Source organism: Actinomyces sp. AC-20-1, from assembly GCF_023369555.1.
GTDB lineage: Bacteria > Actinomycetota > Actinomycetes > Actinomycetales > Actinomycetaceae > Actinomyces.
In genome coordinates, this window is record NZ_JACJVC010000023.1 from 21,372 (window position 1) to 31,856 (window position 10,485).

9 protein-coding genes are annotated in these 10,485 nt (G+C 75.7%); 6 read left to right on the forward strand and 3 right to left on the reverse strand.

What is annotated here, in order from left to right:
- Positions 1-3: 3 nt before the first annotated feature.
- Together mvaD and mvk are read right to left on the reverse strand one after the other, a co-directional pair.
- Positions 4-1,011, reverse strand: coding sequence for a diphosphomevalonate decarboxylase (gene mvaD, locus H6X67_RS10755; protein ID WP_249368624.1), 1,008 nt, complete (start codon positions 1,009-1,011; stop codon positions 4-6).
- Positions 1,008-1,967, reverse strand: a complete 960-nt coding sequence (gene mvk / locus H6X67_RS10760) for a mevalonate kinase (protein WP_249368623.1) — start codon at positions 1,965-1,967, stop codon at positions 1,008-1,010. The genes mvaD and mvk overlap by 4 nt, the downstream gene beginning before the upstream one ends.
- Positions 1,968-2,276: 309 nt before the next feature.
- Here mvk and H6X67_RS10765 point away from each other — a divergent pair, with 309 nt between their 5' ends.
- Together H6X67_RS10765 and H6X67_RS10770 are read left to right on the forward strand one after the other, a co-directional pair.
- On the forward strand, positions 2,277-4,118 hold the full coding sequence (locus tag H6X67_RS10765; protein WP_249368622.1) for a proline--tRNA ligase: 1,842 nt from the start codon (positions 2,277-2,279) through the stop codon (positions 4,116-4,118).
- Between the two features lie 137 nt (positions 4,119-4,255).
- Positions 4,256-7,102, forward strand: a complete 2,847-nt coding sequence (locus H6X67_RS10770; protein WP_249368621.1) for a DEAD/DEAH box helicase — start codon at positions 4,256-4,258, stop codon at positions 7,100-7,102.
- Here H6X67_RS10770 and H6X67_RS10775 read toward each other — a convergent pair.
- Positions 7,080-8,027 (reverse strand): hypothetical protein, encoded by a 948-nt coding sequence (locus H6X67_RS10775; RefSeq protein ID WP_249368620.1) that lies wholly within the window; start codon positions 8,025-8,027, stop codon positions 7,080-7,082. The two genes, H6X67_RS10770 and H6X67_RS10775, sit on opposite strands and share 23 nt — an antisense overlap.
- A gap of 113 nt (positions 8,028-8,140) precedes the next feature.
- Here H6X67_RS10775 and rimP point away from each other — a divergent pair, with 113 nt between their 5' ends.
- From rimP to H6X67_RS10795, 4 genes are all read left to right on the forward strand, one after another.
- Positions 8,141-8,593, forward strand: coding sequence for a ribosome maturation factor RimP (rimP, locus tag H6X67_RS10780; protein ID WP_249368619.1), 453 nt, complete (start codon positions 8,141-8,143; stop codon positions 8,591-8,593).
- 88 nt (positions 8,594-8,681) lie between these two features.
- On the forward strand, positions 8,682-9,728 hold the full coding sequence (nusA, locus tag H6X67_RS10785) for a transcription termination factor NusA (protein ID WP_249368618.1): 1,047 nt from the start codon (positions 8,682-8,684) through the stop codon (positions 9,726-9,728).
- 94 nt (positions 9,729-9,822) lie between these two features.
- Entirely contained in the window at positions 9,823-10,101 is a 279-nt protein-coding gene (locus H6X67_RS10790) for a YlxR family protein (RefSeq protein WP_249368617.1), read from the forward strand.
- A gap of 145 nt (positions 10,102-10,246) precedes the next feature.
- Positions 10,247-10,485 (forward strand): translation initiation factor IF-2 N-terminal domain-containing protein (locus H6X67_RS10795; RefSeq protein ID WP_249435533.1); only part of this gene is annotated, 239 nt, incomplete at its 3' end.

The following is a 10,485-nucleotide window of genomic DNA, read 5'->3' on the forward strand; positions in this document are numbered from 1 at the left end:
CAATCAGGACCCCGGCTGCTCGTAGCGGATGCCCTCGCCGCCGCGCCGCACCGTCACCGACGCCCCGGGGAGGACACCGTCCAGGGCCGAGGCCGCGGCACCGGCGTGGGCAGTGTCGGTCAGGACCTTGACGTTGGGGCCCGCGTCCATCGTCGCCCACACCGGCAGGCCCGCCTCCCGCAGCCGCGCCACCTCGTGCAGGACCGCCACCGTGCCCGGACGCCAGTACAGGACCGCCGGGCGCGCCGCCACCATCGTCGCGTGCATCCCCAGGGCGTTGGCCTCCGCCACCGTCCCCAGGCGCTCGAGGTCGCCCGCCGCGGCCGCCGCCAGGACCTCGTCCAGGTCCGTGGCGCTGGCCTCGACCCACGCCGGGTACAGCGCGGAGGTCTCCATCGTGCGGCGCATCGCCACCGTCGAGGACACCGCCTTCGCCCCCGTCTCCAGGGCGACGACGACCATCGCCAGGTCCAGGGCGCAGGGCACCGGCTCGGCGTAGGAGGTCGCGTCGTCCGTCCCCCGGTTCCAGCGCACCAGGCCCCCGAAGACGGAGCGCGAGGCCGAGCCAGAGCCCCGGCGCGCCAGCCGCGACAGATCGCGGGCGCCCAGGTCCAGGCCCGCGGCGCGCGAGGCGGCCCCCGCCAGCGCCGCGAAGCCGGCGGCCGAGGAGGCCAGCCCCGCCGCCAACGGCACCGTCGAGGTCGAGGTCACGCTCGCGGCCGCGCCCTCGTCCAGGCCCGCGCGCTCGCGCACGAGGGACAGGAAGCGGTGCACGCGCTCGCGGGCCGTGCCCTGGGCGCGCACGCCGTTGATGGTCACCGAGTCCTCACCGCCGTCACCGCCGTCGAAGGAGACGGTCGTCGTCGTCCACGTCTCGTCCAGGGTGAGCGACAGGCTCGAGGTGGTCGGCAGGTGCAGGCGGGCGTCCGTCTTGCCCCAGTACTTGATGAGGGCGATGTTGGAGTTCGCGCTGGCCGTGGCCGTGCGGGCCCTGGAGGTGCCCGCGCTCACTGCGCCGTCCCGCTCGCGCGCAGCTGGTAGGTCCAGGTGCGCACCGCACCGGCCTCGAGCAGGACGGTGCTGACGGCCTGCGCCGTCCCGGGCGAGTCCGTGAGGCTGATGAGGCAGCCGCCCAGGCCCCCGCCGGTCATCTTCGCGCCCAGCGCGCCCGCCCGGCGGGCCGCCCGGGTCAGCGAGTCCAGCAGGTCCAGGCTCACCCCGATCTCGGACAGCACCTCGTGCGCCGCGTTCATCGTCTCGCCCAGGACCTGCGCCTGGCCGCCGGCCAGCGCCCTCACGGAGCGGTGGGTGAGCTCGCCCAGCCGGTTGATGCGAGGGCCGTAGAAGCCCGGGTCCGCCTCGTAGCGGCGGCGCAGCCCGCCCACGGCCTCACGGGTCGAGCCGTGGACGCCGGAGTCGGCGATGACCAGCTGGACGCCCTCGATGCGCTGGCTCAGCAGACGCATCTCGCCGGACTGGAAACGGATGGGGGAGGGGGCCGTCGTCGCCGCCGCGTCCAACCCGGAGGGACGGTCGTGGGCGATCTGCTCGGCCTGGTGGATGAGCGGCAGCAGCTCCTCACGGGTGGCCCGGCGCCCGCAGGCGTCCAGGACCGCGAGGATGATGGCGCCCGCGGAGGCTGCCGAGGAGCCCAGGCCCCGCTCGTGGGGGAAGTCGCTGGTGGTCACCACCTCGAAGGACTGGTTGAGGCAGCCCGAGCGCTCGCGGGCCACCTCGAAGGCGCGGGCCACGCAGGCGAAGCGGTGCCCGGCCTCGCGCAGCGGGCCGTCGTAGTCCAGGGAGCGCAGCCACGAGGGGCCCTCGGTGGGGGTCGCGGTGGCCCGCATCCGCAGGTCGTGCAGCGGCACGGCCACCGCCGGGTGGCCGTAGACCACCGAGTGCTCACCGATGAGGATCGCCTTGGCCCAGGTGCGCCCGTGCCCCACGCGGATGGGCTGTCGATCCATGCTCAGCGTTCCCTTGTCGTCGGTCACCGGTTGCGGCCCTGCTGCCGGGGCGGCACAACGAGGGGCTCTGCCGAGGCTAGTGACCCGCTCGGAGGGCCCGCAAGCCGACGCCTGGTGGCCACGGCCCGCGGCCGCGCGCCACGTCGTCGGCCCAGGGGCCGCCCGGGTGGGGCAGGGAGGAGGAGGGACCGTCGCCGGGCCCGGACGAAGGATACGAGATGAGGGGACGGTGCGTGCCCGAACGTGCCCGGCGCGAGCCGCCCACGGGGCCGGGACGGCGGGCGCCCGGCGAGCACGTAGGATCGTGCCGTGCTTCAGACGATGTCCACCGCCTTCATCCGTACCCTCCGTGAGGACCCGGCCGACGCCGAGGTCGCCAGCCACCGGCTCCTCGTGCGCGCCGCCTACGTCCGCCGCACCGCACCGGGCATCTACACCTGGCTGCCGCTGGGGCTGGCCGTCCTGCGCAAGATCGAGGGCATCATCCGCGAGGAGATGAGCCGCATCGGCGCCCAGGAGGTCCACTTCTCGGCCCTGCAGCCGGCCGAGCCCTACAAGGACTCCCACCGCTGGGACGAGTACGGTCCCACCCTCTTCCGCCTCAAGGACCGCAAGGACGGCGACTACCTGCTCGCCCCCACCCACGAGGAGATGTTCACCCTCCTCGCCAAGGACCTGCTCAGCTCCTACAAGGACCTGCCGACGACCCTTTACCAGATCCAGACGAAGTACCGCGACGAGGCCCGCCCCCGCGCCGGCATCATCCGCGGCCGCCAGTTCATCATGAAGGACTCCTACTCCTTCGACCTCGACGACGACGGCCTGGAGGACTCCTACCAGCGCCACCGCGCCGCCTACGAGCGCATCTTCACCCGCCTGGGCCTGGAGTACGTGCCCGTCAACGCCATGGCCGGCGCCATGGGGGGCTCACGCTCGGAGGAGTTCCTGCACCCCTCCCCGGTCGGGGAGGACACCTTCGTGCGCTCCGCCGGCGGCTACGCTGCCAACGCCGAGGCGGTCCTCACCCCCGTGCCCGAGCCGGTCGACGCCTCCGAGGTGCCGCCCGCCCGCGTCGTCGACACTCCCGACTGCCCGACCATCGAGACCCTGGTGGCCCTGCTCAACGCCGAGCACCCGCGCCCCGACCGCCCCTGGACCGCCGCGGACACGCTGAAGAACGTCGTCGTCACGCTCACCTGGCCGGACGGCTCCAAGGAGCTGCTCGTCATCGGCCTGCCCGGCGACCGCGAGGTCGACCTCAAGCGCCTGGAGGCCGCCGTCAGCCCCGCCGAGGTCGCCATGGCCGAGGAGGAGGACTTCAAGGACCACCCCGAGCTCGTGCGCGGCTACATCGGCCCCACCGCCATCGGCCCCAACGCCCCCACGCGCCGGGTCGAGACCGACGAGGACGGCAACGAGGTCCTGACGGGCTCCGTGCGCTACCTGCTCGACCCCCGCGTCGTCGACGGCACCAGCTGGGTGACCGGCGCCAACGCGGACAAGCAGCACGTCCTGCACCTGGTCAAGGGCCGGGACTTCGAGGCCGACGGCACCATCGAGGCCGCCGAGGTGCGTGCGGGCGACCCCGCCCCCGACGGCTCCGGCCCCCTGGAGATCGCCCGCGGCATCGAGCTGGGCCACATCTTCGCCCTGGGCCGCAAGTACGCCGACGCCCTGGGCTTCACCGTCCTGGATGAGAACGGCAAGGCCCGCACCGTCACCATGGGCTCCTACGGCATCGGCGTCTCGCGCGTCATGGCCGCCCTGGGCGAGGCCAGCTACGACGAGCACGGTCTGGCCTGGCCGATCCAGGTCGCGCCCTACCATGTGCAGGTGCTCGCCACCGGCAAGGACGAGGAGGTCTTCTCCACCGCCGCCTCCCTGGCTGCCGACCTCGACCTGGCCGGCCTCGAGGTCCTCTACGACGACCGCCGCAAGGTGTCCGCGGGCGTGAAGTTCGCCGACTCCGAGCTCCTGGGCGTGCCCTTCACCGTCGTCGTGGGCCGCGACCTCGCCCAGGCCGGCACGGTCGAGATCCGCGACCGCCGCTCCGGCGAGCGCCGCTCCGTGCCCGTCGAGACCGCGGCGGCGGAGATCCGCTCCACCGTGGCCGCCGCCCTGGAGGCCGTGCCCACCGGCGAGGGCCTCTGAGCCGCTGGGGCCGTGCACGGCACGCCTGCGGGCGCCGACCGCCGCTGCGGCGGCTGCGGCTCGACGCGCGCCTGCGCCCCTACCAGCGGGACCTGCTCGACGCCGTCGACCCGGCGGACGGCGCCCGCCTGCACCTGGTGGCGCCGCCGGGCGCGGGCAAGACACTCCTGGGCCTGGAGCTGGCGCGCCGCAACGGCCGGGCCGCCCTGGTCCTGGCACCCACAACGGTCATCCGCGACCAGTGGGTGGCCCAGGCGCGCCGGCTCCTGCGGCCCGACGACGGCGGCCCAGTCGCCGGCCTCACGGTCCTGACCTACCAGTCGCTGGCCACCGTGGACGGCTCCGGCCCCTGGCGGGACGCCGCCCGCAGCCGCTGGGCGGCCGAGCGCGTCGAGGAGGGTCTGAGCGCCCCGGCCGCCGAGGCCTGGCTGGCCCGCCTGGAGACGGACCACCCCACGGCCTACCGGCGCGGCCTGTCCGCCCGTGCCACCCGCCTGCGCGCCCACGTCGACGAGCTCGACGACGCCGCCGTCGAGCGCCTGCTCGCCCCCGGGGCGCGCCAGCGCCTCGACGCCCTGGTCCGCTCCGGCACCGCCACCGTCGTCCTCGACGAGTGCCACCACCTCAAGGCCCACTGGGCGGTCGTGGTCCAGTACCTGCGGCGCCGCCTGGCCGCCGCCGGGGCCGCGCCGACCCTCATCGGCCTGACTGCCACCGGGCCCAGCACGGAGGACCCCTCCTGGCCTCGCTACCACGGTCTGCTCGGTGACGTCGACGCCGAGATCCCCCTGCCCGCCGTGGTCCGCGCCGGGCACCTCGCCCCCGCCCGCAGCCTGGTCTGGTTCACCACCCCGACCTGCCAGGAGACGGACTTCCTGGCCGCGCGCGGCGCCGAGCTGCGCACGAGGGTCGCCCAGACCCTGCTCACCCCGGACGGCGTCGACTTCCTCCTCGACCTGGTGGCCCCCGCCGGGCCCACCGCACCGACCGGACCGCAGGGCGGGACGCCGGACCCGGTGCCCGCCACCGCGCCGCCGTCGGCCCCACCCGCGCCCGTGGACCGCGAGCAGGTCCTGGCCCGCCTGGCCGCCGGGCTCGACGCCGACCCCGTGCTGGCGAGCGCCGCGGCCGCCGTCCTGCGCCGCACCGGCACCTATGCGCCCACGGCCCTGAGCGTCCTCGTGGTCCCCGAGCTGCCCGAGGTCGGCTCCCTGGGCCTGGCGGACGAGCTGCGGCTGGTGGGCCGCTACGCCCTGGACCGGGTCCTGCCGGACCCCGCCCGGCGCGCCGAGTGGGAGGGCCTGCGGGACCTGCTGCGCAGCCTGGGGGTGAGCCTGACGGACTCGGGCCTGCGCGCCGGGCGCTCGCCCCTGGACGCGATCGCCGCCGGCACCCGGGCCAAGGACACCGCCGTCGTCGAGGTCCTACGCGCCGAGCTCGACGCCCTGGGGGAGCGTCTGCGCGCCCTCGTCGTCACCGACGCCGCTGAGCGCTCCGCCACCCACAAGGCCCTCGACGTGCTCGCCGACGCCCACAGCGACCGGCCCGCCGGCGGGGCGCTGCGCTGCCTGGAGACCGTGCTCACCGACCGGCGGCTGCGCGAGATGCACCCCGTGGCGCTGACCTCCACGCACCTGCGCCTGGCCAGTGGCGAGGACGCCCTGCTGGAGCGTCTGCGCGCCGAGACCGGCCTGCCCCTGAGCGCCACGGACGACGGCTGGACCATGCGCGTGAGCACTCCTGCGGCGGGGGCCGCCGACCTGGTGCTGGCCGTCTCCCGTCTCGTGGCCGCCGGGCGCGTGCACCTGGTCATCGGGACCCGGGGCCTGCTCGGAGAGGGGTGGGACTGCCCGGAGGTCAACACCCTGGTGGACCTCACTACCGTCACCACCGCGACGGCGGTCTCCCAGCTGCGGGGCCGCACCGTCCGCCTGGACCCGGCGTGGCCGGGCAAGGTCGCCCACACCTGGTCGGTCACCTGCCTGCTGCCCGCCGGGACCGGCCTGGCGGACCAGCCTGACCTGGACCGCCTGAGGCGCAAGATGGACCACCAGTGGTCGGTGCGCGTGGACCTCCTCGGCCAGGACACGGCCGGACGGCCCGGGACGCCGCTCATCACGACCGGCCCGGCGGGGGTGCTGGGGCCCGAGCAGACCGCGCTCCTCGAGACCCTGGCGGGCGCGAGCACGGGCGCCCCGTCGCCCCAGCCGCCGGACGTGAGCGCCACCGCGGCCCGGCTCAACGCCTGTACCGCCGCCGGCCTGTCCGACCGCGCCGGGGAGCGGGACGCCTGGCTCGCGGGCGCGGCCCATGGCCCCGGGACGGGCGGCGGCGCGGGCAGTGCCGTGGACGGGCGCCGAGCCGGGACGGCGCTGCCGGTGGTCGAGGTCCGGCTGCGCCAGTGCCTGCTGCGGCGCGGCACGCCCCAGGACCTGTGGGCCGCCGTCGCGCGCGTCGTGGCCCGCTCGCTGGCGCAGCGCACGGGCGCGCCCCAGGAGGCCGGCGAGGTGGTGACCCTCACCCGGGCGGACGCCGTCATGGTGGGTCTGGCCGGGGTGGGTCAGCGGCAGGCCGAGGCCTTCGCCGACGCGATGGCGGCTCTGCTCAGCGTGCCCGCCACCACGCCCCGCTTTGTCCTCGAGGCGGCCGCCGGGTCCTGGAGCCGGCAGGCGGGCCGATGGCTCGGCCGGTTGCGGCGCCTGCTGGCCCGCCTCCAGACGGCCCGGTGGCGCGGCCGGGGCAGCGTCATCATGCTGGCCGTGCCGCCGTCGCTGGTGCGCTCGCGCGCCCAGGCGGTGGCGCTCGTCGAGGGCTGGGAGCACCACGTCGGGCCCTGCCGCCTGCGCCTGGTGAGGGACGAGGGCGACGCCGCCGCGTTCCTGGGGGTGCGCGCCAGCGCCGCGGCCGTCAGCGTCTGCCGCCTGCGCTGCTGGATCGAGCAGCCGCAGCCGGAAGACCGGCTCAGTACCCCGGCAGGGCGCTGACCCCGGCGCCCCAGGCGACGGCCGTGAGGGCCGCGTCCACTGCCGCGTCCAGGGCCTCGGCGCGCGCCTGGCCCGTGGTGGCGCCGACGGCGACCACCTCCGCGTCGGCCAGCCGCAGCCACACCTGGCGCGCCCAGGTCACCTCGGCGCTCGCGCCGTCCTCGGCGGCCGGCGCGGCGTAGGCGGGCAACCGCGTGTCCTCACCGCCCAGGGCGAGGGAGGCGTTGACGAGGTCGTCGGCGGCGGCCGCCTGGTCCTGGGCGCGCGCGCGGGGCTCCTCGTCGCTGCGCGCCGCGACCTCCTCCAGGGCGTAGCGGGCGGCGTCGTAGGCCTGGAGCAGGTCCCCGGGCAGGGGCTCGGTCAGGAGCACGTCGCGCCCGACGGCGCTGACGGAGCCGGGCTCGAGGGCCGCCAGCGCCACCGACCAGGACACGGCCACGGCGCCGTAGAGCGAGGCGTCCTCGGCCCCGGTCGCGTCCAGCGCGGCCTGGCGGGCCTGGGCGGCGCCCTCCTGAAGGACCTGGACGAGCGCGTCCCGTGAGGCCCCGGTGGCGGCCGTGGCGACGGGGGAGGCCGTCGGGTAGGTCGTGGGCACCGGTGTCGCGTAGGGCTGCCACACCCCGCCCAGGGCCTCGAGCTGGACGGCCGTGTCCTCCACGAGGGCGGAGGCGGTGCCGGCGGCCGGGTCCTCGGGGGAGGCGGCCAGGAGGGAGGAGGCCGTGGAGGACACGAGCACGGTGCGGCGGGCGAGGGCGTCGCGCACGGACTCCTGCTCGGAGGCCGAGGGCAGGGACCGGGGGACCGCCTCACCGATCCTCAGCCCGCAGCCGGTGGCGCCGGCGGCGAGGGCGCAGACGGTCAGGAGGGCCGCCGCGCGGCGCAGGGTCGTGGGGCGGCCGGCAGGTCCGGCGGGGATACGCGTCACGCGGTGATCCTGCCACGGGCGGGTAGCATGGTCTCGTATGACCACGCCCGCGGGGGCCGGACGGGCACGCCCGCCCCGCCCCCGCGGGCGCCACCGACCCTGGAGGGACAACCATGGCCGACGCGCTCGCCACCCGGCTCACCGAGCTGCTCGCCCCCGTGGTGGAGGGCGCGGGGCTCTTCCTCGAGGGCGTCGAGACCACGAGGGCCGGCCGCTACTCCACCGTCCGCGTCGTCGTGGACCTTCCCGACGGCGAGGGGGACATCGACCTCGACACGGTGGCCGCCGCCACCCAGGCCGTCTCCGAGGCCCTCGACGCCGCCGACCCGGTCAAGGGCCAGTACACCCTCGAGGTCCTCAGCCCCGGCGCCGAGCGGCCACTGACCACCCCACGCCACTTCCGCCGTGCCGTCGGCCGCACCGTCGCCGCCACCACGGCCGGCGGGACGCTCACCGGCACCCTGGTCGCCACCGACGAGGACGGCCTCACGATCGACGTCGACGGCGCCGCCACGACGCTCGCCCTCGGCGAGGTCACCGAGGCGCGCACCCTCGTCGTCCTCTGACGCCCCCGACCACCAGACACCAGCGGCCCCACGACCGCGCACCGGGCTCGAGCGGCCCCACCCGACGAGAGAGGACACCCAGGACACCATGGACATCAACATGCCGGAGCTGCGAGGCGCCGCCGACGAGCTGGGCATCGACCTGGACGACCTCCTGCCCGCCATCGAGGACGCCATCCTCACCGCCTACCTCAAGGTCCCCGGCGCGATCCGCGGCTCCCACGTCGAGATCGACCGCCGCAGCGGGCACATGACGGTCCTCGCCCCGGAGCTGGACGAGGAGGACCAGCCCACTGGAGAGCTCTTCGACGACACCCCGGACGACTTCGGGCGCATCGCCCAGGCCACGGCCCGCTCGGTCATCGTCCAGCGCATCCAGGACCGCCGCGACTTCGAGGTCCTGGGGGCCTTCAAGGACAAGGCGGGCGAGCTCATCTCCGGCACCGTCGAGCAGGGGCGCGACCCCCGCATCGTCTACGTGCGCCTGGATGAGGAGCACGAGGGGATCATGCCGCCGCACGAGCAGGTCCCCGGCGAGCGCCACCGCCACGGCGACCGCGTGCGCGTCTACGTCACCGAGGTCTCGCGCGGTCTCAAGGGCGCCCAGATCATCCTCTCGCGCTCCCACCCGGGCCTGGTGCGCAAGCTCTTCGAGCGCGAGGTCCCCGAGATCGGCTCCGGTGACGTCGAGATCGTCGCCATCGCCCGCGAGGCCGGGCACCGCACCAAGATGGCGGTGCGCTCGCGCGTCAAGGGCGTCAACGCCAAGGGCGCCTGCATCGGCCCGATGGGTCAGCGCGTGCGCGCCGTGACCTCCGAGCTCGGCGGCGAGAAGATCGACATCGTCGACTACTCCGAGGACCCGGCGCGCTTCGTCGCCAACGCCCTGTCCCCGGCGCGCGTGTCCGAGGTGCGCATCCTGTCGATGGAGGACAAGACGGCCCGCGCGACCGTCCCGGACTTCCAGCTCTCGCTCGCCATCGGCAAGGAGGGGCAGAACGCCCGCCTCGCCGCGCGCCTGACCGGCTGGAAGATCGACATCCACGCGGACTCCGAGTCCGGGCAGGTCGTGCCCGGCACCGGCTCGCGCGCGGACGACGTGACCGGTCCCTCACAGCCCGGCGACGAGGCCTGAGCGAGCCGCCGGTAGAATCAAAGCGGACCCTGCCAGCCTCGTGCACGGCCTGCCGCGCACGAGGCACCCGGGCCGGACGAGCGGAAGGACACGCGTGACGGTCACCAGCACCTCACACGTGCCCGTGCGCACCTGCGTCGGCTGCCGTGGCAGGGGACCCCGGGCGCAGCTGCTGCGCCTGGTCCTCGACGACGGCGGGCTCGCCGTCGACCCCCGGGCCGTGGCGCCCGGGCGGGGCGCGTGGATCCACCCGGACCCCGCGTGCCTGGAGCTCGCCGAGCGCAGGGGCGCCCTCGGGCGCGCGCTGCGTACTCGTGGGCCGTTGGATGCGGCCCCCGTGCGCGACTGGCTCTCCCGGAAGGGGAGCGCCTGACCGCATGACACCGGTCCCGCGGGACCGGGAGCACCGATTGAGAAGGCGGGTAGGAAGCCGATGGGCACCCGATGAGTACCCAGCGATGAGCTGCCTCTACTAGCGCCTGCTCCTGGTCAGGAGCAGGCAACCTGACAGGAGAAATGTGGCTAAACCACGCGTTCACGAGCTCGCGAAGGAGCTCGACCCCACTGGCAAGAAGATCACCTCGAAGGTGATCCTGGCCTGGCTCAAGGACCAGGGCGAGTTCGTCAAGGCGGCCTCCTCCGCCGTCGAGCCCCCGGTCGCGCGCCGCGTGCGCGAGCACTTCGGGCCCAAGGCCGAGGCCGGCGCCAAGCCCGCCGCCCGGCCCGCCGAGCCCAAGCCCGCCGCCAAGCCGGCGGC